18 protein-coding genes are annotated in these 24,473 nt (G+C 67.4%); 10 read left to right on the top strand and 8 right to left on the bottom strand.

The window, feature by feature from the left end; genetic code table 11:
- Nucleotides 1-38: 38 nt before the first annotated feature.
- Entirely contained in the window at nucleotides 39-1,025 is a 987-nt protein-coding gene (locus tag CCUG20998_RS04720; RefSeq protein WP_012392905.1) for an ABC transporter ATP-binding protein, read from the bottom strand.
- Between the two features lie 178 nt (nucleotides 1,026-1,203).
- Nucleotides 1,204-2,697: a carotenoid oxygenase family protein gene (locus tag CCUG20998_RS04715; protein ID WP_373145024.1), complete on the bottom strand. Its 1,494-nt coding sequence runs from the start codon at nucleotides 2,695-2,697 to the stop codon at nucleotides 1,204-1,206.
- A gap of 77 nt (nucleotides 2,698-2,774) precedes the next feature.
- Between CCUG20998_RS04715 and CCUG20998_RS04710 the strand changes: the two genes are divergently transcribed.
- On the top strand, nucleotides 2,775-3,515 hold the full coding sequence (locus CCUG20998_RS04710; protein WP_020731916.1) for a TetR/AcrR family transcriptional regulator: 741 nt from the start codon (nucleotides 2,775-2,777) through the stop codon (nucleotides 3,513-3,515).
- A gap of 63 nt (nucleotides 3,516-3,578) precedes the next feature.
- On the opposite strand, the gene rplL is transcribed toward CCUG20998_RS04710, so the two are convergent.
- The 3 genes from rplL to CCUG20998_RS04695 form a co-directional block, all read right to left on the bottom strand.
- Nucleotides 3,579-3,971: a 50S ribosomal protein L7/L12 gene (gene rplL, locus CCUG20998_RS04705; protein ID WP_020731915.1), complete on the bottom strand. Its 393-nt coding sequence runs from the start codon at nucleotides 3,969-3,971 to the stop codon at nucleotides 3,579-3,581.
- A gap of 77 nt (nucleotides 3,972-4,048) precedes the next feature.
- Complete coding sequence (rplJ, locus tag CCUG20998_RS04700) at nucleotides 4,049-4,669, bottom strand: 50S ribosomal protein L10 (RefSeq protein WP_011739013.1); 621 nt, start codon at nucleotides 4,667-4,669, stop codon at nucleotides 4,049-4,051.
- A 374-nt stretch (nucleotides 4,670-5,043) separates the two neighbouring features.
- On the bottom strand, nucleotides 5,044-8,187 hold the full coding sequence (locus CCUG20998_RS04695; RefSeq protein WP_036457285.1) for a PE family protein: 3,144 nt from the start codon (nucleotides 8,185-8,187) through the stop codon (nucleotides 5,044-5,046).
- Nucleotides 8,188-8,709: 522 nt separating this feature from the next.
- Here CCUG20998_RS04695 and CCUG20998_RS04690 point away from each other — a divergent pair.
- A complete protein-coding gene (locus tag CCUG20998_RS04690) occupies nucleotides 8,710-9,681 on the top strand; it encodes an IS481 family transposase (protein ID WP_116269094.1) in 972 nt (323 codons plus the stop codon).
- 24 nt (nucleotides 9,682-9,705) lie between these two features.
- On the opposite strand, the gene CCUG20998_RS04685 is transcribed toward CCUG20998_RS04690, so the two are convergent.
- From CCUG20998_RS04685 to CCUG20998_RS04675, 3 genes are read right to left on the bottom strand one after another with little or no spacing between them, the layout of a single operon-like run.
- The gene (locus CCUG20998_RS04685) at nucleotides 9,706-10,614 is read right to left on the bottom strand and encodes an ROK family protein (protein ID WP_020731909.1); all 909 of its coding nucleotides are present in this window, start codon (nucleotides 10,612-10,614) and stop codon (nucleotides 9,706-9,708) included.
- Between the two features lie 6 nt (nucleotides 10,615-10,620).
- Nucleotides 10,621-11,238 (bottom strand): DUF7158 domain-containing protein, encoded by a 618-nt coding sequence (locus CCUG20998_RS04680; protein ID WP_020731908.1) that lies wholly within the window; start codon nucleotides 11,236-11,238, stop codon nucleotides 10,621-10,623.
- Nucleotides 11,235-15,428: a glycoside hydrolase family 38 N-terminal domain-containing protein gene (locus CCUG20998_RS04675; protein ID WP_103654015.1), complete on the bottom strand. Its 4,194-nt coding sequence runs from the start codon at nucleotides 15,426-15,428 to the stop codon at nucleotides 11,235-11,237. The genes CCUG20998_RS04680 and CCUG20998_RS04675 overlap by 4 nt, the downstream gene beginning before the upstream one ends.
- Nucleotides 15,429-15,556: 128 nt before the next feature.
- Here CCUG20998_RS04675 and CCUG20998_RS04670 point away from each other — a divergent pair, with 128 nt between their 5' ends.
- The 8 genes from CCUG20998_RS04670 to mmaA4 all read left to right on the top strand — a co-directional run bounded on the left by CCUG20998_RS04670 (nucleotide 15,557) and on the right by mmaA4 (nucleotide 24,435).
- Entirely contained in the window at nucleotides 15,557-16,966 is a 1,410-nt protein-coding gene (locus CCUG20998_RS04670) for an amidase (protein ID WP_020731906.1), read from the top strand.
- A gap of 50 nt (nucleotides 16,967-17,016) precedes the next feature.
- Nucleotides 17,017-17,946, top strand: coding sequence for an alpha/beta fold hydrolase (locus tag CCUG20998_RS04665; RefSeq protein WP_038578889.1), 930 nt, complete (start codon nucleotides 17,017-17,019; stop codon nucleotides 17,944-17,946).
- A 119-nt stretch (nucleotides 17,947-18,065) separates the two neighbouring features.
- Nucleotides 18,066-19,451, top strand: a complete 1,386-nt coding sequence (locus tag CCUG20998_RS04660; RefSeq protein ID WP_020731904.1) for an ABC1 kinase family protein — start codon at nucleotides 18,066-18,068, stop codon at nucleotides 19,449-19,451.
- A 105-nt stretch (nucleotides 19,452-19,556) separates the two neighbouring features.
- Nucleotides 19,557-20,405, top strand: a complete 849-nt coding sequence (locus CCUG20998_RS04655; protein WP_099052690.1) for an alpha/beta fold hydrolase — start codon at nucleotides 19,557-19,559, stop codon at nucleotides 20,403-20,405.
- Between the two features lie 96 nt (nucleotides 20,406-20,501).
- Complete coding sequence (gene mmaA1 / locus CCUG20998_RS04650) at nucleotides 20,502-21,362, top strand: mycolic acid methyltransferase MmaA1 (protein WP_020731902.1); 861 nt, start codon at nucleotides 20,502-20,504, stop codon at nucleotides 21,360-21,362.
- Nucleotides 21,363-21,511: 149 nt separating this feature from the next.
- Entirely contained in the window at nucleotides 21,512-22,378 is an 867-nt protein-coding gene (gene mmaA2, locus CCUG20998_RS04645) for a cyclopropane mycolic acid synthase MmaA2 (RefSeq protein WP_020731901.1), read from the top strand.
- 132 nt (nucleotides 22,379-22,510) lie between these two features.
- On the top strand, nucleotides 22,511-23,392 hold the full coding sequence (gene mmaA3, locus CCUG20998_RS04640; protein WP_038578887.1) for a methoxy mycolic acid synthase MmaA3: 882 nt from the start codon (nucleotides 22,511-22,513) through the stop codon (nucleotides 23,390-23,392).
- A gap of 143 nt (nucleotides 23,393-23,535) precedes the next feature.
- Nucleotides 23,536-24,435, top strand: coding sequence for a hydroxymycolate synthase MmaA4 (gene mmaA4, locus CCUG20998_RS04635; protein ID WP_020731899.1), 900 nt, complete (start codon nucleotides 23,536-23,538; stop codon nucleotides 24,433-24,435).
- Nucleotides 24,436-24,473 lie beyond the last annotated feature (38 nt).

Here is a 24,473-nt window from a genome sequence, read left to right as displayed (position 1 = left end):
GCCCGCGGCCGCGCGACGCGCTAGACCCTGGACGGCGGTCAGCGGTGGGTGCCCTCGAGGTCCTCGAGGATTGCCGCCTGGGCGTCCTTGGGCAGCGTGTGCAGCATCTCGCGAACCCGCGCCTGGCGGCGGGCGACGGCCTTACGTTCCGGCATGCCCGGAGTCGCTTGGATCTGCGGTGGCACACCCTCGATGTCCTCGGTGCCGCCGGCGTGCTGTCCGGCGTCGATCATGGCCTGCTCTTCGGCCATGGTGGCCTCGTCCTTTTCCTCGGACATGCCGATCGGGCCGATGCGGCGGCCGTTGAGGAACTGCCGAACCACGGGCTCATCGCTGGTGAGCAGCACCTCGCGGGGGCCGAACATGACCAGGTGCTTACGGAACAACATGCCCATGTTGTCCGGCACGGTGCGCGCGATGTTGATGTTGTGCGTCACGATCAGGATGGTGGCATCGATCTGGGCGTTGATGTCCATGATCAACTGGCTCAGATAGGCGGTACGGACGGGGTCCAGACCCGAGTCGGGCTCGTCGCAGAGAATGATCTGCGGGTCGAGAACCAGCGCCCTGGCCAGGCCGGCGCGCTTGCGCATACCACCGGAGATCTCACCGGGGAACTTCTTCTCATCACCGGTGAGACCGACCATGGCCAGCTTCTCCATGACGATGTCACGGATTTCGCTTTCCTTCTTCTTGGTGTGCTCACGCAGCGGGAAGGCGGTGTTGTCATAGAGGTTCATCGACCCGAACAGCGCACCGTCCTGGAACAGCACACCGAACAACGTCCGGATCTCGTAGAGCTCCTTGGCCGAACATTCGATGATGTCGGTGCCATCGATGAGGATCGAGCCGCGCTCTGGGCGCAGCAGACCGATCAGGGACTTCAGGAACACCGACTTGCCAGTACCGGAGGGACCAAGCAACACGCTGACCTCCCCGGCCGGGATCGTCAGCGTGACGTCTTCCCAAATCCTCGAGGATCCGAAGGACTTTGTCAGTCCGTTGACCTCGATAGCGACGCCCATGGGAAATCCTTCCAATGCCGATGCCCGTGACCTGCCCCGTTGATGTGGCTTGAGTCACTGTAGCGCACGTCATGGGCGGGATATCAGGGTTGGATAGATAACAAATCTCCCGCAGGCCACGCCAGCCACCCGCAAGCACCGGTCACACGCCCGTTACGCGCCCGTCATTGGGCGCCGGTCATGTCGAGGCCGACCAATTGCCATGGAAGCCTAGCGGCACCCGCTGCGGAAGATGCACGCACGCCGCCAGCTCCAGCGTCTGGGCGTCCAGCAGCACCAGCTGACCCTCGTCGGAGCCACGGTGATAGCCGTATCCCATCAGGACCCCGTCATCCTCGGCGGCGGCCGTCGGGCTCGGCACGAAGGCCATCTCACCAAGCAGCAGGTCCGGATCGAGCGGGGCGACTTGGCTGGACCCGGTCGCATAGTCCTGCTTGTACAGCGAGGTCGACATGTCCGACGTGCCACCCGTGAGGTAACCGCCGTCCACGCCCAGGGTGTAGCCAAACCGGTGCCGCTTGCCCAACAACGTCTCATTGATCCGGGGAAACTCCTGGGACCGGTCGTCACGGCACTCGGTGCTGACCGCGCCGGTGGTCAAGTTGATCACCCAGCGATCCAGCGAGGGAGTGGTATCTCCGGGGCCACGACGGTCACGGTCGAACATCCGCCGGTAGCGGACCACGTCGAGTATCAACACCTCGGCCCCATCGCGGTGCTCCGAATACGCGTTGAGCGGGTGGTAGACGTAGCAGGGCTCGATATCAAACCATCTGACATCCCGGTTACCACCCTCCCGGGGCATGACCCCGATCCGGGCCGGGTAGGCGGGGTTCCATGCGTAGGGCAGCCGGTTGGACGGCTTGGGATTGCGGTTCATCATTGCCGCGATCGGGCTGGGCACCCGGACATTTCCGATCAACGAGGCCATCACCAGCCGGGCCGGCACCCCGAGCCAGCTGGGCATTTTCACCGGCATCACCTGCGCCGAGTCGAAGGTGACCGGCAGGTCGTAGATCACGACGTACTTATCGGTCAGCGAGAAGTCGTGCATCATCGGCGACCCGGTGACCTCGATGTCAACGGTGCGACGCGCCCGCCCCTGGGTGTCGATCACCGAGTACTGCACCGTGTGCCCGCGGGTAAACGAGTAGGACACCGCGTGCAGCTCGCCGGTCTGGGGGTCACGGTGCGGATGGGCGGTGTAACCGCCGGGCAGGGTGCCGTCGAAGTCGCAGGTGCCCACGGTGTCGAGGTCGTCGGTGAGCTCATAGTTTGCGACGCCCCCCTCCACCAGGGCGAGGGTGCGCCCAGCGTGACTGAGCACGTTGGTGTTGGCCCCCAGCCCCAGCATGCCCGCCCGGGGGTCAAGCCTGGCGGGCGGCGACTCCCCCAGCGCAGCACATACCGGCATGCTGCGCACCCAACGGTTGCGGTACCAACTGGCCCGCCCGTCGCGCAGCGCGACCCCGTGCACCATCCCGTCGCCGGTGAACCAGTGGTAGGTGGCGGGGTTGACCTCCGCCACCGGGTTGGGCCCATTGCGCAGATAGCGCCCGTCGAGGTGGTCGGGGATGCGCCCGGTGACCTCCAGGTCGGTTGCGGTCACTTCGGCGCGCACGGGGGCCAGAAAGCCCTCGAGATAGGGATTCCGGGGTTGGGCGCTGCGCATGGTCGTCACGTCTGAGCTCCTATAACATTGTTATTTCGCTGTTATTGAGACCGTACGCTCCCAATGAGAAGATGGCAATGATGATTGGGGAAACAACGTCACCGACCCAACGCAGCGGCGTTCGCGACGAGATGCTGCGTGCCGCCGTCGCGCTGCTCGACGCGCACGGACCCGATGCACTGCAAACCCGCAAGGTGGCGGGGGCCGCGGGTACCTCCACAATGGCGGTCTATACGCATTTCGGCGGAATGCCCGAACTGATCGCCGAAGTCGCCGAGGAGGGTTTGCGACAGTTCGACACCGCGCTTGCGGTGCCACCATCCGATGACCCAGTGGCCGATCTGGTGGCCACCGGCGCCGCCTATCGCCGGTACGCCATCGAGCGCCCGCACATGTATCGGCTGATGTTCGGCAGCACCAGCGCGCACGGCATCAACGCGCCCACACAAAACGTCCTGACCCTGACGATCTCGCAGATCGAGCAGCGCCATCCCAGCTTTGCGCACGTGGTGCGGGGTGTCCGGCGGTCGATGCTGGCCGGGCGAATCACCGTGAACGGCGGGGCCGACCGCAGTCGGGCGTCGGCAACCGATGGTCTGGCCACGGACGTTCCCGACGCGGAGATCGTCGCGACCGCTGCCCAGTTCTGGGCACTGATCCATGGGTTCGTGATGCTCGAACTAGCCGGCTTCTTCGGCGATGAGGGAGCGGCCATCGAGCCGGTACTCGCGTCGATGACAACGAACTTGCTTGTCGCCTTGGGAGATTCGCCCGAGCTGGCAACGCGGTCGCAGCGCCTGGCGACCGGCGCGGGCTGAATACAGCAAACCCCCGGAAACCAGGAACGGCTCCGGGGGTTTGCGTGGGTTCTGCGTGCAGACCTACTTGACGGTGACGCTGGCGCCTGCGGCCTCGAGCTTGGCCTTGGCTTCCTCGGCGGCCTCCTTGGCGACCTTCTCCAGCAGCGGCTTGGGTGCGCCGTCGACCAGGTCCTTGGCTTCCTTGAGGCCCAGGCCGGAGACGATCTCACGGACCACCTTGATGACGCCGATCTTCTTGTCACCGGCGGCCTCGAGGATGACGTCGAATTCGGACTGCTCCTCGGCGGCCTCAGCGGCACCGCCGGCCGGGACGGCACCAGCGGCCGCGACGGCGACCGGGGCGGCCGCGGTGACCTCGAAGGTGTCCTCGAACTTCTTCACGAAGTCGGAGAGCTCCAGCAGGGTCATTTCCTTGAAAGCGTCGAGCAGCTCGTCGGTCGAGAGCTTTGACATGGTTTGGGTCCCTTCCTAGTTTCTTGGGGGTTTCTTGGGGTTTCTTGGGTTATTTGGTGGTTTCTCGATACAGGTGGCTATTCGGCGTCGGTCGCCGTGTCAGTCGCCTCGGGGGCTTCGGAGGCTTCAGCGGCCCCCGCGGCTTCAGGAGTCTCGGTAGCTGCGGCCGGCGCCGAGCCGGGCTCCGCTGCCTTCTTCTCCTGCAGCGCCGCCGCCAACCGGGCGAACTGCGAGGCCGGCGCATTGAACAGCCCGGCAGCCTTGGCGAGGTTGCCCTTCATCGCGCCGGCCAGCTTGGCCAGCAACACCTCGCGGGTCTCCAGATCGGCGATCCGCTCAACTTCGGCGACGGTCAACGCGTGACCGTCCATGTAGCCGCCCTTGATGACCAGCGCCTTGTGTTCCTTGGCGAAGGTCTTGAGGGCCTTGGCCGCGTCGACCGGCTCGCCCTTGACGAACGCGATCGCGGTGGGGCCCGCGAACAGCTCGTCGAGGCCTTCGACACCGGCCTCCGAAGCTGCGCGCTTGATGAGGGTGTTCTTGGCTACGGCGTAGGTGGCCGACTCGCCCAACGACCGGCGCAATTCGGCCAGGTTGGAGACCGTCAAACCACGGTATTCGGTAATGACAGTTGCGGTCGACGCCTTGAAGTGCTCTGCGATGTCCGCAACGGCAGTGGCCTTGTCAGCCCTGGCCATGCATGCCTCCTGAAGTCGAAGTCCGGTGGAAGTTTCCGGTATTAGCTGGTGCGACGTGTCGTCTGTGATCGCCGCAAAACGTCGAACGCCCCGGCGCAGGATGCGGCCGGGGCGTGAATGCGCGCCAGCACACGGGCCGGCGATACTTGCCTCGTCCTCCTGCGTGGGCCGCCGGGATTACTCCCGGACCTTCAACCGATTTCTCGGTGACCGACGGTCTTCGGTGGATCGGACACCACAATAGCGCGGCCCGCCCGATCAGCCAAAACGGGCGAGTATGCCACCCGCAGCGCCGCACGGGAAGTTGGGCCCGAACCGCCACGCGAGGTCACCCAAGCCACTTCAGCTACTCCAGCCACTTGAGCAACGCGGATCTATGGGGCGTGGCCGCCGGCCCCGCCGGTGCCTCCTCCACCGCCGGTGCCGTCCTGGTAACCCACATCGCCGGGCAGGCCGGGCCAGCCGGGATAGTCCGAACCGTCAGTATGTGCCACACCACCGTGACCGCCTTGACCGCCGTGGCCACCCGGCTGCCCATGCAGGGCGTGGCCGCCGTCGCCGCCGTTACCGCCGTTACCCGACACCCCGCCAAAACTGTTACCACCGGTGCCGCCGAAGCCGCCGTTGCCGGCCTTGCCGACCAGCGAGGCGTGGGCGCTGCCGCCTCGGCCACCGTTGCCGCCGTTGCCGGCGTTGAAACCGGATCCGCCGTTGCCGCCGTAGCCACCGTCGCCGGGATGGCCGCCGCCGTCGGGATTGTCTGGCCCACCGGCGCCACCATTACCGCCATGGCCGCCATTGCCCATGAGTCCGTCGTCGCCCGGGGCGGCGTGGGTGGAGCCGTCACCACCGATTCCGCCGTCGCCACCGAGACCGCCCGCCGCGCCGTAGCCGCCGGTGCCCCCGTTGCCCCCGTTGTGCCCGTTCTCGAACCCCATGGGCGATGGACCAGAACCGCCGTGACCACCGTTAGCGCCATTGCCGCCGTTGCCACCCGCGCCCCCCGAGCCGCCGGCGCCGTCAGCGCCGTCGAGGAATCCGGGTACGCGGGACGCGCCGCCCGCACCGCCGTCACCGCCGGTGCCACCGTTACCCGCGTGGCCGCCTCTGCCGCCCGATTCGCCGTCCGTGCCGGTACCAGCCTTCCCCGACAACCCGGCGGCACCGTCACCGCCGGTGCCGCCCTGACCGCCGACGCCGCCTAACCCGCCAGCACCGCCGGTGCCGCCCTTTTCACCACCGCCGCCGCCGGCTCCGCCAGCACCACCGTGCCCGCCATCACCGGCATTGAACCCGTCTTCACCCGCGGTTCCGCCATGGGCGCCCGGACTACCTGCCCCGCCCGCACCGCCGTTACCGCCGACTCCTCCGTTGCCGTAGGCACCGCCGTCGCCGCCCCGGCCGCCGGCGCCGCCAGCACTACCGGCCCCGCCTTCGACGCCGACGGCGCCGCTGCCGCCGTGACCGCCGTTGCCCCCGTTGCCGCCACTGGTCGGGCCAATCCCGTCAAGGCCGGCGGTACCTGCAACAGAGCCGCCCCCAGCGGCGCCGCCCTCGCCCCCAGCACCCGGATCGCCACCTCGCCCGCCATCGCCGCCAGCCAACCCCGAGCCCGCCGCGGCATCGGCACCACGGCCGCCATCACCGGCCACGCCCCCGCTCCCGCCGTGGCCTCCGTCATTACCGGCGCCCTGGAGGCCATCGGAGTAGCCGCCCGCCTGCGCATGACCTGCGTCGCCACCGTTGCCGCCGGCCCCACCGTTGCCGCCGGCACCGCCAACCCCGCCGGCACCGCCGTTCATGTCTATGCCGATGTGCCCGGCCAGGCCGGTGGTGCCGGCACCACCATTCCCGCCGATACCGCCGGCACCACCCGCGCCGCCGTCGCCGCCATCGCCGGCGAGGGCGCCACCGCTACCGCCGGCACCACCATTCCCGCCGGCACCGCCGGCCTCGCCCGCGAAGCCAGCCTCACCGGGGAGCAAACCTGAGGCCCCCGCTTCACCGGCCTTGCCCACACCGCCGTCACCACCGTCTCCGCCGTGGCCGAACAGCCCGCCGTTACCACCAGCCCCGCCGGCCCCACCCGATTTGCCAGCCGCTATCGCGTCGGCGCCGCGACCCCCTGCGCCGCCATTACCACTGATCGGACGCGCCCCCTCCGCGCCGTGGGCACCCGTCACGGAGCCGGCCCCACCGGCTCCCCCGACCCCGCCGACACCCGCGTTGCCGCCGTCGCCCCCTGCGCCTCCGATACCGGTACCGCCGGCAAATGTGCCCGCCGCGCCTCGGCCACCGTCGCCAGCCAATCCACCGGCACCGCCGGCCCCGCCGGCACCGCCAGCACCCCGCTGACCCAGAAAGCCGCCCTCGCCGCCGGTCCCGCCAACTCCGCCGGTCCCGCCGGCACCACCGTCGCCGCCAGTTCCGCCGGCGCTGCCCAGGACAACCCCGTCCCCGCCGGCGCCACCCGCACCGCCGGTGCCCCCGACACCGCCGAGCCCCCCGACGCCCCCGTTGCCGACCAACCAGCCACCGCGACCACCGGCACCACCGTTGCCCGCGTGGCCGCCCGCGCCACCGGCGTCACCAGCCCCGCCGGAAATGCCAGCACCACCATCGCCGCCGGCACCACCGGCGCCACCGAGGCCGTACAACCCCGCGGCTCCCCCGGCACCACCATCACCACCGTTGGTACCGTTCGCGCCGCCGGGGCCACCGGCGCCACCGGCACCACCGGGGCCGAACAGCGCTCCGGCGTTTCCGCCGATTCCGCCGATTCCGCCGGTGTCGCCCAGTCCCAACCCGCCAGCTCCGCCGGTCCCGCCAGCACCGAAGAATCTCGCGGCCCCACCAACCCCGCCATTGCCCCCGGTGAGCACGCCTTGGCCGCCAAGGCCGCCGGCGCCTCCATTGCCGTACAGCCATCCGCCGTTGCCGCCCGCACCGCCGGTCGCACCCACGGCCGAGACTCCACTGACTCCGCCGGCGCCGCCGGCACCGCCATGGCCGAGTAGACCCGCGGACCCGCCGGCCCCGCCGACCTGACCTACTCCGCCCGAGCCACCGTTACCACCGTCGCCCCACAACAACCCCCCGTTGCCGCCCGCCTGCCCGCTACCGGGTGCGCCGTCGGTGCCGTTGCCGATCAACGACCACCCGAACAACGCTTGAGTGGGCGCATTGATCACGTCCAAGACGCACTGCTCGACGGTCTCCAAACCGGCTACCGCCGAAATGTTGGCAGCTTCAGCTTCCGCATAGCCCCCCGAGGCGGCGGCCAGCATCTGCACAAACCGCCGGTGAAACAGCGCCACCTGAGCGCTGAGCGACTCGTACTCGCGCCCATGAGCGACGAACAATGACGCCAGCGCCACGGAGACCTCATCGACCCCGGGAGGCAGCACGGCCGTCGTCGCACCAGCCGCCGCGTTGGCCTCATCGATCGATGACCCAATCTGCGTCAAGGCCGCCGCACCATCAGTCACCAGCTCCGGCGAAACACTCACAAACGACATGACCCCACCCCCATCAGCCCAGCCAAGATGCCGCCCCAAGCGACTGCCAACACGCTATACACACAGGTCAACGGCGTACCACTCGAATCGACGGCACCGTCAAAAACTGAACAATGCCCGGCGCAGCGCCCGGCCGGCACGCGTCTCACCGCGGCAACTCAACCGGCAACAACGACGGCCAAAGCCCGGGGTTGCGTCTCACCGCCAAGACGCATCAATGAGCTCGAGCGCGGGAACCGCGTCTAGCCAGGGGCCACTAATTGCCGGCTCGTCGGCCAAGAAAAACCGCCGTCGGGATTGCGCGACACCGGCGTGAAATCAGCACGACACGAGTACGAGAAACCCCCGTAACATCGGGGACCCCAACGCGTCTGTGCAAGGGGCCGGCCGGGATGCGGACGTCGTTCGCTGCAGCCGGCTAGCTGTCGTGACCTGGGAGGTTGTTAACGGCGTGCCTGCTTGAAAGTGGGAGGACCTCCTGACGGAGTGGATGTGTCTGGCATTCACCCGTAGGAGGTCCTTGTGTCTCACGCTAACGCCCGTACCAATGTGTTCGCTCGTCAGTTGATCGTTGAGCGCGTCGCCGCCGGGTGGCCGGCCGCGCATGTGGCTGAGCAACTGGGGATTTCGCGGGCAACGGTGTACAAGTGGCTGCGCCGGTATGCCGAGGGCGGTGATGCCGCGCTGGCCGACCGCTCGTCGCGGCCGATCCGGATGCCCAACCGTACGAGCCATCGGGTCGAACAGAAGGTACTCGCCACCCGCCAACGCCGTAAGCGCGGCGCTGTTGTGCTCGCCGCCGAACTCGAACTGAATCCCTCGACAGTCGGACGGATCCTGGCACGCCACCAGGTGCCACATCTGAGTGCAATCGACCCGATCACCGGCGAGGTGGTGCGCTCATCGCGGCGCAGCCCCAACCGCTACGAATACCCCACCCCGGGAGCCGGGGTTCATGTCGACGTCAAGAAGCTTGGCGCCATCCCCCCAGGCGGTGGATGGCGCCTGCACGGCCGCGACGCCGCGGTCTCAGTTGCCCACCGGCACAAGAAGACCAAGATCGGCTACGACTACGTGCACACCGCCATCGATGACTACACTCGGCTGGCCTACAGCGAAGTGCTCCCCGACGAGAAGGACCCGACGTGCGCTGGGTTTCTTCACCGGGCACTGGCCTGGTTCGCCGCCCACAGTGTGCGTGTGCGTCGGCTACTGACCGACAACGCGTTGGTCTACCGACACGGCACCGACTGGGGCTGGGTTTGTTCGGCCTGGCAGCTTAAACGCCGATTCAGTAAGCCCGGCTGTCCCTGGACCAACGGCAAAGCAGAACGTTTCAACCGGACCTTGATCAACGAATGGGTCAACGCCCGCCCCTGGACCAACAACACCCTACGTAGCCGCGGCCTTGACCAATTCCTTCGCCGCTACAACACTCGCCGAGGCCACTCCGCCCTCGGCGGACGACCACCAATCAGCCGACTCGCTGTCTGACAACAACGTGTCAGGTCACAACAGCTAGCCGAGCCCGGCAAGGCGGGCGGCACCGACCAGACCGGCCTGTCCGCCTAGCTCGGCGGGCACAACGCGCAGGCCGGCCAAGAAGTCCAGCCCAAGGTAGTCGGCCAATGCCGCGCGCAGCGGGTCGAACAACAGGCGCCCGGCTCTGGCGACCCCTCCCCCGATGACAACCCGGTCGAGGTCGCACACCGCGCCCACCGAGGCGATCATGGCGGCCAGGCCACGGGTGCCCCGGCGAAAGGCCGCCAGCGCCACGGCATCTCCGGCGGCGGCCGCGGCCGCCAATTCCCTGGCTCCCGCTTCGGGCCGCGCCGACCAACCGTTGGCCAGAGCCCATCGAACCATCGACGGGCCAGCGGCGATCGTCTCGACACAGCCACGGCCACCGCAGGAACACCGCAGGCCATCCTGATCGACCACGACATGCCCCACGTGTCCCGCGTTGCCGGTGCGGCCCGGATACGGGACACCGCCCAGCACCAGCCCCCCGCCGACACCGGTGGACACCACCATGCCCAACAGGAACCGTGCGCCCCGTCCCGCACCCAGCCAGTGCTCGCCGAGCGCCATGCAGACCCCATCGCCGCCCAGCCGCACCGGCACATCGGGCACCATGGCCGCAACCCGGTCTCGCAGGGGGAAGCCGCGCCAGGAGCCGATATTGATCGGGCTGACCGTCCCGCTATCCAGGTCGACCGGCCCGGCCGAGGCGATGCCCACCGCAGCCACCGTGTCGTCGGCCACCCGCAATGCCTCGGCGATCGCCTCGGCGACCGCGGCCCAGACCTGCTCGGCCGCGCAGCGCGCCGGGGTCGGCACTTGGGCGGTGTGCACCAGCGCGCCGTCGGCGTCGGCCAGCCCGACGGCGACCTTGGTGCCGCCGATGTCCAGACAGAGGGTCAACATGAGCGCTCAGTGCCGGTGGGTGTTGTCGGGTTGGCGCGGATCGCCGGGATGCTCATAACCCGGGGCCAGTTGGACCAGCGCGGCACGGCGCCCGTCCAGCCACACCCGGAACGCGCGTCGGCGCGCTGCCCCCAACAGGTGCTCGGTGATCGCGTCGCGCACCCGCTCCAACGGCGGGGCGGCCACCGGCGGGACATGCCAGCCGTGCCGCCCCGGCACCGGAGCCGCAAACCGCAGCGGGTTGCGGGCGTGGTAGGCGGCCACCTCGTCGTCACCGACCCGGACGTCCGCCGTGACCTCGGCGAACAGCGCCCGCACCCGCGGATCGGCAAGCACCGCAGCGGCCACACTGCCGATCTCCAAGCGCGCGGTGACATCGGGCAGCAGTTCGGCCTCCGACGGCGCCGGATGCCCGGTGATGCCGCGCGCTGTGGCTTCGTCGGCAAGCACCCGCTCGGTCGCGATCAATTGCGCCAGCCAGCGCCGCAGCTGCCGCCCCTCGCTGGTGCCGCTGACCGGCAGCGCGGCCGCCCGCGGGCCGTTGCGCAGCCGCGCTTCGCGCACGTCGACCTCACCGACGGCAATGGGTGCGCCCGCGACGGTCGCGACCAGGGAACCGGTCATGTCACCGTCACCCGTACCGCTGGGGAGTAGACCAGTCGGCCGGCGCAGCCGACCCGCACCAGCGCCCACCACTGTCCCGGGGCCAGCCAGCCCGGCGGGGCCACATCGAAGACGAGTTCGGCGCTGCCGCAAGCAGGCAGCACGGCCCCGGCCGCGGCCGGGGCCATCCACTCCCAGGTACCCCAGGGGCTGATGAGGTGCGCCTCGAGCGTCAGGTCGGTTTGGGCGCGGCTGCCGACGGTCACCGAAAGCCGGGCCGAACTTCCGGCGGCCAGCTCCAGGTCGACAGGTTCCTCGGCGAGATAGACGAGCTGGCTGAGATCGGTCCCGACGGCCACCACACAGACATCCTCGACCATCTGCCGCCACGCCGCCGGGACTTCCGGCTCGGTAATGCTCAACTGGGCGCGCACCGGATACAGCCCGGGTCCGGCGGTGGCCGGAATCCTCACCATGACGTTGGTCTCCACATACTCACCGGCGCCCAAGTCGAACGGCAACCGGTGGGGTGCGACCGACCAGCCGTCGGGAAACCGCAGCTCGACCAGGCCACGCAGCGAGGAATCGGTGCAGTCGCTGGCGGTGGTCAAACGCAACGTCACCTGGCTTCCCGGCTCGGCCGTCACCTGCTCGGGGTGCAGGTAGGCGACGGCGGGTAGCCCGCCCAGTGGTGCGGGGCCCCGATTGTGCAGCCAATACCGCGCGTAGAGCGGTTGGGCCGCCTCGTGCTGCGGCGCAAGCGCGTCAGAACACGACAGCACCGCGGGCATCTCGAGCCGGGCCAGCGTGGTGGCGACATGAAAGCCATGCAGATTGACCCCCGGGGTAGCTCGCTGCGGATGCTCGAGCAGGTCAGCCATCCGAAGCTCGCTCAGCTCGCCCAATTCGCAGCGCAGCGTCACCGGCGCCGCCGCCCCGTTGGTTTCCACCAGACGCAGCGTCACCGCGGCGGGGTCGACGGACCGGGCACTGCCGGCGGTCAGCGGGTTACCCGCCGCCTTGAGCGCGCCCAGCTGCACCGAGCCGGCCGGCTCGATCTCTAGCAGCGATCCGACCTGCGCCAGCTTGCCCGCGCGGTGGCGCGCAGTCACGGCCAGCAATGGTTGGGAGAACTCAGCGCTGCGGGCCGGGATGTCGGCGCGCCGCCAATCGCCGTCGGCGCAGACCAGGGCGTAGTCGAAATCGTGGGTCCAGTGTTGCAGCTGGAAGTTGGAGCCGTCGGGCGCGGTGCGGCGGGGCTCGTCGATCCAGACCCCGGACGGCCAGCCGGTGCAGGACCGCATCAGCGCGGTATGCAGGGTGCCCTCGGCGTCGACGGCAAAGCTGGGCATTCCGCGGTTGAACAACGCGATCGTGCGGGCCTCGAACGGTTCCATGTCTGCCGGCGCCTGCTGCCGGACGGAGATCTCGGCGTCGGCCAGATCGTCGACCAGCGCGGCGATCGCCGCGGCGAGATCCGTGTCGTCGCGACCGTCGATCACCAGCACCGGCAGCGCGCGCGGCGCGCGCAGGTCCGCCCCGGGCACCCAGACCGACGCCAACGAGGTCGCGGCCGGCACCCACACCCGGGCCCGCCCGCCGCTGGCCAACTGGCGCTCCAATTCGGCCGTGTAGCCCGGATCCGCGTCCGCCAGCACGGCCTTGGTGAACACGTTGCGCGCGGGCCCGCCCAGCGCGATCCGGACGTCGGGCAAATTGGAGTCCACGTCGAGGTTTCCGTAGCGCGGTTTGTCGGCGCCACTGCAGGTGGCCGTCACACCGGCGCGCACCAGCGCGACCATCAGCTCGCGCGCCAGCGGGCCCGATGTCGCCTCCGAGGGGGACACCACCTCGGCGACCGATACCGCGCGCACCGCGTCGCTGCCGGCGCGGACCCGCACCGCCGAGGACAATCCGAACCAGCCGTAGGCCGGGTTGTCCAATGTCCACAGGTGTTGGGCCGTGTCCACCGACCGAGCTCCCGATTCACCGGCCGGGTGCAGCAGCGCGAAACCTCGCCCGACGACGGCATCGCCCACCTCGCTGACCGCCATCGCACCCGGCACCGGGCAGGGCCACCGCAAGCGCACCAGCTGGTCGTTGCCGCCGAAGTCATCGATGGTGGTGCGGCAGTCCACCCGCGCCACGCCCCGCCACAAGGTCAGGGTCTGGGTATAACGCAGTAGCGTGCCGATCCGGCCTCGCACCACCAGCCGCTGCCCAAGCGGGCAGCGGTAGCCGCGCACTTCGGCGGCCGATTCCGACGAGCACACCACCGGCCCGTTGGGCAGCAGATGCCACGGGCCCTCACCCTGCGTCGGGTGCGATGGATATTCCTGGTAAACCGCAAGCTCGTTGCCCACCCGCCCGTCCGCGATGAGCTGGCGGTGGTCCCGCACCAGCGATTCCACGCCGCCACCGCGTTCGGGATCCACGCGCAGGCGGTAGTGCTCGTTGGCGATCTCGGTCCCGGTTACCGGTTCCCAGCCTGTAGCCGCGTCGGTCGGGATCAACTGGTAGGTCTTCCAACCCAGCGAAGGGACATCGCTGGCCAGCCAGCTGACGGTCCGCCCGTGGGCACCGACGTGCGCCGGGGTGTGTGCACCGTCGGGTCCGCGCACCGCCACGCCGGCGCCCAACGGCCGCTGCAGCTCAATCGTGACGATGTCGGTGCGCCGCCGGGTCAACGGGTTCCACACCACGACCGCCTCCCCCGGACCCGCCACCGCGCGCGAGAGCAGCTGCAGCGAGTTGTCCCGGACGGTGCGGCCGATCTCCCACGCGTCGCGCCATCCGGTGACTAGATCCAGATAGACCTGGTCGGACTCGGAGCCGGTGATGGCGTCGTGATGTGCCCCGTAGGCCAGTTGCACCCACGCTTTGGCCAACGCCGCCTGCGGATACGGGGCACCGCAGAGGACCCCGGCAAACACGGCGAAGCGCTCGGCCTGCAGGACCGCGTTCTCGGCGGCCCGGTTGGCTTGTTTGGTGTCGATGTAGGACACGTCTTTGCCCGTATAGATCGGGTTCATGTCGCGCGTCTGCGGCGACGCGACCGCACCACGGTCGGCCAGTTCGGCACGCACCGCGGCAAAAAACTCCCTCGGCAGGCCGCAGACAAATCGCGGCCAGGTGTAGCGGGCGGCCCAGTCGCGGTGGATCTCGCTAACCCACTTGTTCGGCGGGGTGTAGTCGGTTCCGACCGGCAGCAGCACGTTACGGGTCAAGGCGACCCTTTTCAGCTCGTCGAAAAGCGCATAGGTGGCCGCCGTCGCCTCACCCAGCGAGCTCGACGAGTCCATCCACCAGCCCGCCGAATAATGCGCCGGCATGTAGTGGGTGAGCAGGCCCCGACCCGATGGCGAAATCCACTCGAACTCGCTGCAAAACTGCATCCGCTCGACACCCTCGCCCCGGCCGCCCTGCGCGGGACCCCATTGGTGGTGCGGTCCACGCGCCCACGAGCTCGACGTCAAGCCGGCGTCGGCGGCCATCCCCGGGAACTGTGGGTCGTGGCCGAACACGTCGAGCTGCCACGCGGTGGCCGGGTCGGCGCCCAGCACGTCACGCTGAAAACCGATGCCGTGCACCAAATTACGAATGGTCGTCTCTGGGCTGGTGAGATTTGTGTTGGGTTCGTTATAGGTTCCGCCCATCACTTCCACCCGGCCCTGCGCCAGAAACCGGCGCAGGTCGGCGCGGTCCTGCGGATGGGTGTCCCAGTAGGGCTTGAGGTAGTCGACTTCGGCCAGCACGAACTTGTAGTCGGGATCGCGGCGCGCCATCTCGAGATGGGCGTGCACCAGCTCGAACCCATTGGTCTGACGGGCGCGCCCGGGAGGTTCTTCGTGCCACTGGCTGGTGTAGGCCCCCTGGGTGTTCCACCACACCGGGTCGTAGTGGAAGTGGCTGACCATGAACATCGTCCAGCCCGGCTCGGCCACGGTGAACGTGAATGTGCAGGCTGCGCCGGCGGGATCCGCCCAGACCCGCGCATCCCGCCGTTGTCCCACGACGGGGTCCTCGAGCACAACCGACACCTCGAGGATTTCGGCCCCCACCGCGGCGAGGGCCTGTCCGCTCAGGCCGGCACCGTCGACACGGATTGATGTCGGCTCGGTGCACTCGGCGATCGTGACGCGGACCAGCTGCAGTGGGGCATCCGGCGGGCCCACGAAAAGTTCGGTCGATTCCGCCGAAACCACCTGCATGACCGCACCCTACGGCGCCGTGGCGACTCGACAAAGCTATTTGGCAACCCTTTGGCGGCCCTTGAGCGGCCCTTTGGCACAGCATGTCGGCCGTCGAATGCTGCCCGTGTTCGCTACGTTGATCAACCGTGGCGGATGTGAGCGACATCGATCCGTGCTACGCAACGATCTCTGAGCTTTCGCACGCCTTCGCGACTCGGGCGCTCTCTCCGGTGGAGGTCACCAGAGCGCACCTGCAACGCATCGACCGGCTCAATCCCGTGCTGCACCCATATATGACGGTGCTGGCCGACAGCGCACTCGATGAGGCGAGACAAGCCGAGGAACAGATCGCACGCGGCAACCACCGCGGCCGGCTGCATGGTGTTCCGATTGCCGTGAAGGATCTCTGTTTTACCCAGGGGATCCCAACCACCGCGGGCATGGCGATCCATCGGGATTTCAGACCCAGCTACGACGCAACGGTGGTTTCCCGTTTGCGGCGGGCCGGAGCGGTGCTGCTGGGGAAGCTGCATTTGTGCGAGGCCGCCGGCGCCGAGTACCACCCGGATTTCCCGGCGGTGGTGAACCCGTGGAGCGCCGAGCGCTGGGCCGGAGCGTCGTCCAGCGGCTCGGCCGTGGCCACCGTCACCGGGTTGTGCACGGCCAGCCTCGGCAGCGACACCGGCGGGTCGATTCGCAATCCGTGCACGATGACCGGAGCCACCGGCCTCAAGCCGACCTGGGGACGCGTCAGCGTCCACGGTGTGTTCGCGATGGCGCCGTCACTGGACACCATCGGACCGATGGCGCGAAACGCCGAGGACACCGGCCATGTGTTGCGGGCGATCGCCGGTGCCGACCCGCAGGATCCAACCGCCGCCAGAGTTGGGGTGCCCGAGTACGTGACGGGTTCACCCGAGGTTCGCACCGTGCGGATCGGGTTCGATCCGGAGTACGCGCTCGGCGGGGTCGAGCCCGATGTGGCGCGGGTCCTCCGCACCGCGCTGCGCGTGCTGGCGGACCTCGGCGCGGACATTCGCGAGGTGTCGCTGCCGTCGACCGCGGCGCTGGCGGCCGGGTGGGGGGCCTATGTGGGAGCCCAAATCGCCGTCGTGCACGAACGGACCTATCCGTCCCGATCCGCGGAGTACGGCCCATTCGCAAGCCAGCTCCTGGACGCCGGTCACGCGGTGTCCGGCATGGAGATCGCCCGCATCCAGCGCGAGCGAAACCTGTTCGCCGGGAGACTGGCGACGCTGTTCGAGGATGTCGACTTGCTCGTCGCGCCCGTCTTGCCGCTGGCGAACCTGACCCTCGATCGGTTCAGGGAGCTGTTGTTCAATCCCGAGACTCTGCCGGACTTGCTGCGCTTCACCGGACCGTTCAACTTCTCCGGCAGCCCGACGATCACCCTGCCCGGCGGCTTCGATTCCCACGGCGGACCGATCGGTTTCCAATTCGTGGCTCGACACTTCGATGAACCGCTGCTGATCCGGGCCGGGCGAGCCTTTCAAAGCGCCACCGACTGGCATCTTCGCCGCCCACCCGTGCAATGAGCCTCGTGCCGCCGCGACGCGGGCGTCGCGGCGGTGGGTAGAAATGAGGCGTGCGCACCAGCAGCGGCGTTGCGCGCCGCGAGACGACTACCGGCGACGTCGAACTGTTCTACGAAGAACTGGGCGACCCGAGCGGTCAGCCGGTGCTGCTCATCATGGGTTTGGGCGCCCAGCTGCCGATGTGGCCGGACGAATTCTGCGCCCGCCTCGTCGCGGCCGGTTACCGCGTCATCCGATTCGATCATCGCGACACCGGCCTGTCGGCCAAGATGCGCGGGATGCGCGCACCGGGCTCGGTCTACCGGCGGATAGGGCGCTACCTGCTGGGCCGGCCCAGCCCGGTTCCCTACACCCTGCTCGACATGACCGAGGACGTTGCGGCCCTGCTGGACCACTTGTCCATCGCCCGGGCACACGTGGTGGGGGCGTCACTGGGCGGCATGATCGCCCAGATCCTGGCCGCCGATCAGCCTCAGCGAGTGGCGTCGTTGGGAATCATCATGTCGACCACCGGAAAGGCGTTCTCGGCGCCACCGGCGTGGCGGGTCATCAAGCTGGCGTTCGGCCAGCCGGGCCCGAACGCGTCTGCCGAAGAGAAGCTGGCTTTCGAGGTGCGCAACGTCGCCGTGTTCAACGGGCCCAACTTTTTGCCGCCTCAAAGCGACCTGCGCCAGCGCGTGCGGCTACTCGCCAACCGCTGCGACTACCCGCCAGGCATGCTGCGCCAGTTTGATGCCGTGCTGGGCACCGGCAGCCTGCTCGGGTACAGCAAGGCGATCACTGCACCGACGGTGGTGCTGCATGGTTCGGCAGACCCGATGGTGCGGCTGCGCAACGGGCGGGCGGTCGCCGCGGCGATCCCGGACGCACGCTTCGTCGTGGTCGACGGAATGGGCCATGATCTCCCCCATCCGGTATGGCGCCCAATATTGGAAACCCTTACCGAAAACTTCTCGCGAGCCGTGCCGCCGCACGTGTAATGATTGCGAAATTCCGGCCGGATTTTCGCAATGGAGGCACGCTCGGTGAGCATTACCCAACGCGTGAATGGACTCACAACAATTGTGACTTGACACTGTCGATTTGGCACACTGCTCAAATGACTACTACCAAACACCGTGAGGTGGCCAAGCTGGACCGGGTGCCGTTGCCGGTCGAAGCGGCCCGGGTAGCCGTCACTGGTTGGCAGGTCACCCGCACCGCGGCTCGCTTCGTCACGAAGCTGCCGGGGAAGGGATCCGCCTCGTCCTGGCAGCAGAAGATCATCAAGGAGATCCCGCAGACGTTCGCCGACCTGGGCCCGACCTACGTCAAGTTCGGTCAGATCATCGCGTCCAGCCCGGGAGCGTTCGGGGAGTCACTGTCGCGGGAATTCCGCGGACTGCTGGACCGGGTGCCGCCGGCCGATACCGACCAGGTGCACAAGCTGTTCGTCGAGGAGCTCGGCGCCGAACCGGCCGAACTGTTCGCCGCTTTCGAAGAAGAGCCCTTCGCGTCGGCCTCCATCGCGCAGGTCCACTACGCGACGCTCAAGACCGGCGAGGAGGTGGTGGTCAAGATCCAGCGCCCGGGCATCCGCCGCCGGGTGGCCGCCGATCTGCAAATCCTGCAGCGCTTTGCTCAGGCCGTCGAACTGGCGAAATTGGGCCGTCGGCTCTCGGCTCAGGATGTTGTCGCCGACTTCTCCGACAACCTCGCCGAGGAGCTGGATTTTCGTCTCGAGGCGCAGTCGATGGATGCCTGGGTCGCACACCTGCACGCGTCCCCGCTGGGCCGCAACATCCGGGTGCCACAGGTGCACTGGAACTTCACCAGCGAACGGGTACTGACGATGGAGCGGGTGCACGGCATCCGCATCGACAATGTCGCCGCCATCCGCAAGGCCGGCTTCGACGGCACCGAGTTGGTCAAAGCGCTGCTGTTCAGCGTGTTCGAGGGCGGGCTGCGACACGGCCTGTTCCACGGCGACCTGCACGCGGGCAACCTCTACGTGGACGAGGAAGGCCGCATCGTCTTCTTCGATTTCGGCATCATGGGCCGCATCGATCCGCGCACCCGATGGCTGCTGCGTGAGCTGGTGTACGCGCTGCTGGTGAAGAAGGACCACGCCGCGGCCGGCAAGATCGTGGTGCTGATGGGCGCCGTCGGGACGATGAAGCCCGAGGCGCAGGCCGCCAAGGATCTGGAGAAATTCGCCACGCCGCTGACGATGCAGTCGCTGGGAGACATGTCCTACGCCGACATCGGTCGTCAGCTCTCGGTGCTGGCCGACGCCTACGACGTCAAGCTGCCTCGCGAGCTGGTGCTGATCGGCAAGCAGTTCCTCTACGTCGAGCGGTACATGAAGCTGCTGGCTCCGAAGTGGCAGATGATGTCCGATCCGCAGCTGACCGGTTACTTCGCCAATTTCATGGTCGAGGTGAGCCGCGAGCATCAGGGCGGCTCCAGCGACGCCAGCGGCGATGCCAGCGACGTCGAGGCGTAGCGAATCGCGATGCAGATCCGCACCGGCTATGCCCAATCAGGGGTCGGATCGGGGGCCACGTCCGAGCGGCGGCCCGCCGGTGATCTGAAGCTGTACTACGAGGACATGGGCGACATCAACGCACCGCCCGTCCTGCTGATCATGGGCCTCGGCGCCCAGCTGTTGCTGTGGCGCACCGGGTTTTGCCAGAAGCTGGTCGACCAGGGCCTGCGTGTCATCCGCTACGACAACCGCGATGTCGGCCTGTCCACCAAGATGGAGCAGCCCGGCGCCAGGCAACCCCTGATGCCGCAGTTGATCCGGTCCTGGCTGGGCCGGCGCAGCCAAACGCCGTACACGCTGGAAGACATGGCCGACGATGCGGCGGCGCTGCTGGACCACCTCGACATCGAGCGGGCCCACATTGTCGGGGCCTCGATGGGTGGCATGATCGCCCAGATCTTCGCCGCGCGATTTGCCGAGCGGACCAACTCGCTGGCGGTCATCTTCTCCAGCAACAATCGCCCGTTTCTGCCGCCGCCGGCACCCCGGGCCTTGCTCGCGGTGCTCAAGGGCCCGCCCCCGGGCTCGCCGCGCGACGTGATCATCGACAACGTCGTGCGGGTCACCAGGATCACCGGCAGTCCGGGTTACCAACCGACCGAGGAGTGGATTCGCGCTGACGCCGCGGAGAACTACGACCGCAGCTACTACCCGTGGGGCATCCCCCGACAGTTCAGCGCGGTCCTGGGCAGTGGCAGCCTGTTGGGCTACAACCGCCGGACCGTGGCACCCACCGTGGTGATCCACGGACGCGCCGACAAGCTGATGCGCCCCTTCGGCGGGCGGGCGGTCGCCAAAGCCATCAACGGCGCCCGGATGGTGGAATTCGACGGGATGGGCCATGACCTGCCACGGCAACTGTGGGACCAGGTGATCGGCGTCCTCACGAGCAACTTCGAGCAGGCCAAATAGCCCGTAATAGGGCGCCCGGTATCTGATAGGGCTTTCTCGCGACCGGTTTCGGTGATTGCCGCCGAGCGGTACCGTTGGCGCAGGAGGTTGCGCCAAATGGCCGAACTGAAACCGTATTTTGAAGACTCCCAAGCGACATACGACATTTCAGACGAATTCTTCGGCCTGTTCTTGGACCCCACCTGGGTATATACCTGCGCCTACTTCGAGCGCGACGACATGACCCTCGAAGAAGCTCAATTGGCGAAACTCGATTTGGCGTTGGACAAGCTGCACCTCGAGCCCGGGATGACCCTGCTCGACGTCGGCTGCGGCTGGGGCGGTGCGCTGGTCCGGGCGGTCGAGAAATATGACGTCAACGTCATCGGTCTTACCCTCAGCCGCAACCACTGCCAGCGCAGCCAGGACCGGCTGGCCGCGCTCGGCACGCACCGGCGGGCCGAGGCGCGGCTGCAGGGCTGGGAAGAGTTCGACGAGAAGGTGGACCGGATCGTCTCATTCGAGGCGTTCGATGCCTTCCGAAAAGAACGCTATGGCGCATTTTTCCAGCGCTCCTACGACATCCTCCCCGCCGGCGGCAGCCTGCTGTTGCACAGCCTGTTCACCTACGACCGCAGGTGGCTACACGAACAGGGCATAGCCCTGACCATGAGCGATCTGCGGTTCCTCAAGTTCCTCCGGGAGTCGATCTTCCCGGGCGGCGAGGTGCCGTCCGAATCCGACATCGTCGACAATGCCCAGGCCGCCGGTTTCGCCGTCGAACAGATCCAACTCATGCAGCAGCACTATGCGCACACTCTGGACATCTGGGCCGCCAACCTGGCCGCCGCCCGCGATCGGGCCATCGCCGTGCAGTCCGAACAGGTCTATGACAACTTCATGCACTACCTCACCGGATGCGCCGAGCGATTCCGTCGCGGCCTCGTCAACGTGGGCCAGTTCACCCTGACGAAATAGCGGCGAAGGAGGCGCTTAGCACACTGGTTCGCGGTTTCGTGTGTCCACCCCCGAATCGGATAACATGCCCCCCAGAACGTTAGGGGGACGTTTCCGGTGCCAATGCGCGCACCGCAGGGTCGGTTTCGCCCCGGAAAGGCATCAGGGTCATGGCCAAAGAGCTAAAGCCGCATTTCGATGACGTACAGGCGCATTACGACCTATCCGACGATTTCTTCCGGCTTTTTCTGGACCCCACCCAGACCTACAGCTGCGCCTACTTCGAGCGCGACGACATGACGCTGGAAGAGGCGCAGATCGCCAAGATCGACCTGGCGCTGGGCAAGCTGGGTTTGGAGCCCGGCATGACACTGCTGGACGTCGGCTGCGGCTGGGGCGCCACCATGCGCCGCGCGATCGAGAAATACGACGTCAACGTCGTCGGCCTGACCCTGTCCAAGAACCAGGCCGCCCACGTGCAGAAATCGTTCGACCAGCTGGACACCGCACGCACCCGGCGGGTGCTACTGGAGGGCTGGGAGCAGTTCGACGAGCCCGTCGACCGCATCGTCTCGATCGGCGCGTTCGAACACTTCGGTCACGACCGCTACGACGACTTCTTCACCCTGGCCCACAACATCCTGCCCAGCGACGGGGTGATGCTGCTGCACACGATCACGGGGCTGACCTTCCAGCAAGCCACCGACCGCGGCATGCCATTGACGTTCGAGATAGCCCGGTTCATCAAGTTCATCGTGACCGAGATCTTCCCGGGCGGGCGGTTGCCGTCGATCGAGAAGGTGGCCGACCACTCGTCGAAGGCGGGCTTCACGCTGACCCGCCGCCAGTCGCTGCAGCCGCACTACGCCAGGACCCTGGATCTGTGGGCCCAAGCCCTGCAAGCCCACCGGGACGAGGCCATCGAGGTTCAGTCCGAAGAAGTCTATGAGCGCTACATGAAATACCTGACCGGCTGCGCCGACGGCTTCCGCGTCGGTTACATCGACGTCAACCAGTTCACCCTGGAGAAGTCGTGAATCGTCGCGGTCCGATTCGGATCGACGCGGACCAGCGGGAACGCCGTCAGATGCATAGGAAACGCGTCGCCGCGTGTAGGGTGCCGGGGAATGGCCACCTCGTGAGGGTGTCGGTCCCGATCGGGAGGACAAATGTCTGGTAAAGCAGTAGCCGCTTCGCGTAAGCGGTCCAATCTCGACGATGTTCAGGCTCATTACGACCTGTCCAACGAGTTTTTTGCGCTGTTCGTGGACCCCACCAGGACCTACAGCTGCGCCTACTTCCCGCGCGAGGGCATGACCTTGCAGGAAGCACAGATCGCCAAGATCGATCTGACGCTGGACAAGCTGGGACTGAAGCCCGGGATGACGTTGCTCGACATCGGTTGCGGCTGGGGTTCGGTGCTCAAGCGGGCCGTCGAGAAGTACGACGTCAACGTCGTCGGGCTGACCCTGTCCAAGAACCAGCACGCGTACTGCCAGCAGGTACTCGACGAGGTCGACACCAATCGCTCCCACCGGGTCCTGCTGCGCGACTGGGCGGAATTCGATGAGCCGGTTGACCGCATCGTCACCATCGAAGCGTTGGAGCACTTCGGCTTCCACCGCTACGACGACTTCTTCAAGTTCAGCTACCAGGCCCTGCCCGCCGACGGTGTGATGCTGCTGCACGCGATCACCGGGTTGCACCCCAAGCAGGTCATGGAGCGCGGCATCCCGTTGACCATGGAGATGGCCAAGTTCATCCGGTTCATCGTGACCGACATCTTCCCGGGTGGACGGTTGCCGATGATCGAGACCGTCGAGGAACACGCGGACAAGGTGGGATTCAAGGTGACCCGCCGGCAGTCGCTGCAACTCGACTTCGCCAAGACACTGGACTTCTGGTCCGAGGCCTTGGAGGCGCGCAGGGACGAAGCGATCAAGATCCAGTCAGAAGAGGTCTACGAGAGGTACATGAAGTACCTGACCGGCTGCGCCCGCGCATTCCGGATCGGCTACATCGACTGCAACCAGTTCACTCTGGCCAAGTAGACTTTCCTGCCACAGTAAGGGGTACGGGCGCGGGCTAACCTTCCGCGCCGCCAGTTAATGCGAGAATCCCGTACGGGCGCATAGTCAGGGCGAGGCTTCGCGGGTGCGTCGGAGCTGCGAAACATCAGGAGAACAGGACGACAATGGCTGAAAATCCGCCGACACCAACGAAGACGCGGACGCGCTCGGAAGACATCCAGGCGCACTACGACGTCTCCGATGATTTCTTCGCCCTGTTCCAGGACCCCACCCGGATCTACAGCTGCGCCTACTTCGAGCCGCCGGAGCTCACCCTCGAAGAAGCCCAGTACGCCAAGATCGACCTCAACCTTGACAAGCTGGACCTCAAGCCGGGCATGACCCTGCTGGACATCGGCTGCGGCTGGGGCACCACCATGAAGCGCGCGGTCGAGCGGTTCGATGTCAACGTGATCGGCCTGACGCTGTCCAAGAATCAGCACGCCCGCTGCGAGAGTGTGCTGGGCGAGATCGACACCAACCGCTCACGGCAGGTGCGGCTGCACGGCTGGGAAGACTTCAACGAGCCAGTCGACCGTATCGTCTCGATCGAGGCCTTCGAGCACTTCGGCCACGAGAACTACGACGACTTCTTCAAACGATGCTTCGACATCATGCCCGAGGACGGCCGGATGACCGTCCAGAGCAGCGTCAGCTACCACCCCTTCGAGATGGCCGCCCGCGGCAAGAAGCTGACCTTCGAGACGGCGCGCTTCATCAAGTTCATCGTGACCGAGATCTTTCCGGGCGGTCGGTTGCCGTCGACGGGGATGATGGTCGAACACGGCGAGAAGGCCGGTTTCATCGTCCCCGAGCCGCTTTCGCTGCGCCCCCACTACATCAAGACGCTGCGGATCTGGGGCGACAACCTCGAGGCCAACAAGGAAAGGGCCATCGAGGTCACCTCCGAAGAGGTTTACAACCGCTACATCAAGTATCTGCGCGGCTGCGAACACTACTTCACCGACGAGATGCTGGACTGCAGCCTGGTGACCTACCTCAAACCGGGTGCGGTTAGCGCCTAATTTCTGCGTACCCGGGCGCGGGTGTCGGATTGCCGCCA

Origin of the sequence: Mycobacterium marinum, assembly GCF_003391395.1 — a bacterium.
In the GTDB taxonomy this organism is placed as follows: Bacteria; Actinomycetota; Actinomycetes; order Mycobacteriales; family Mycobacteriaceae; genus Mycobacterium; species Mycobacterium marinum.
Note: the sequence above shows the minus strand (reverse complement) of the source record. Positions and strands in the feature narration are given on the sequence as shown.